Annotated in this window: 2 protein-coding genes; both read right to left on the bottom strand. The window is 48.1% G+C overall.

From position 1 onward, the window contains the following. On the bottom strand, positions 1 to 995 hold a 995-nt coding region (locus tag QVO97_RS12635; protein ID WP_369678428.1), incomplete at its 3' end, for a hypothetical protein. Positions 996 to 1,160: 165 nt separating this feature from the next. Beyond that, positions 1,161 to 1,437: 3'-5' exonuclease (locus QVO97_RS12640; protein ID WP_288189781.1), on the bottom strand; the 277-nt coding region annotated here is incomplete at its 5' end.

Raw genomic sequence — 1,437 nt, forward strand, 5'->3', positions numbered from 1 at the left:
CTGCTTAACTCAAGGTTCTGTATGGAAGCATTCGTCATTATTAATTGAAATCTATTTTCTCCTGAACTAGTAACCGTTATACCGTGCTGCTTCAATAAATTCATTACGTCGTTGCGAAGACTAGAAAACCCACTCTCATTATAGGCAAGATTTTTAAAAGATTCCCCTTCTTCAAAATTTACACTTAACACAACATTATTAGGATCATACGCCGTCAACGCCGCCTGGTCTCCCGTCACAGACACTTCCACCACCAGTGCGTCTACATCTTCCGCCAGTTCATATGCCTCCGGCAGCTCTGCTGCAAACTCATAGGTGCCTTCCAGCGGCCAGCAACCTTCTTCATCCTGCACATACTCGTTACAGCTCCAGCCAGTGATCGGAAGTTTTTCCTCTTTACCAGCTTCGCTTTCTTCTCCGACCTGGGCAATAATAGCCTGTGGTAAGTACTCCGTGACCTCTTCGAAGGATGGCTGGGCTTCCTCGGTAACTCCGCTAAGCTCTAATTTGCCATCCAGCAGATTCTCTTCCGGATCATACCAGGACCAGGAGAAGATCTGGGACTTCACAGCCGGTATCACTGTTCCGCCTGGAACTGTCGTATCTTCCATATCCGATGGTGTACTGACGGAAGGTGCATCCTCCTGTTTCTCGTCATCCTCTGCTTTGTCGGCAGAATTCTTCTGATCGTTGGTTTCTTCATCATCCGGCCCGGTTTCAGAATCGTCCTCGTTCGTACCGGAAGACACGGCTGTATTCCGTATGCATCCGCTTTCTACAGTGCAGATGTGGGTACATTCCGTCGGCTCTTCTCCTATCTGGGACGAGGTTGCTTCCTCATCCGGCTCGCCGTAGCACTCCTCGGTATGCACATGGACACATTTTTTCTTCTCCGTCTTCTGCGGCATATCCGCCCATGCTGTATTTCCAAATAATGTCGATACTGCCAATGTCATTGTCAGACACATCGCTGCCGCCCTTCGTATACCTTTCATTCTCCCATCTCCTCTCTGTTTCCCTTTCATCTCTTTTGACGCCCATGAAGATTCATTCTCTTGATGTTATTATTAAACAATTTTCAAAAAATTTCAATAAACCGTACACAATATATGTTTAATACCGTCATTTATATGATTTCCCGATTTTCATTGTGAATTTCGTTACCTGCTATCTCCATCCCGCCCCAGATACTCCCACACAAACCGCGATACTTCCGCCTTTTTATGGTACCTCTCCCGCACCGCATATACATGCAGCCGGGTCTTTGCACGCGTCATTGCCACATAGAACAGACGTCGTTCTTCCTCCATATCCTCGTCCAGCATCGCGCGGCTGTGCGGCGTGATGCCTTCATTGGCATCGAGAATATAGACAATGGGAAATTCCAGCCCCTTGGCACTGTGCATCGTCGCGAGCGTGATCGCGTCCGTCTCCGTC

It is taken from the genome of Clostridium sp. CAG:43 (genome assembly GCF_000434655.1).
Classification (GTDB): domain Bacteria; phylum Bacillota; class Clostridia; order Lachnospirales; family Lachnospiraceae; genus Otoolea; species Otoolea fessa.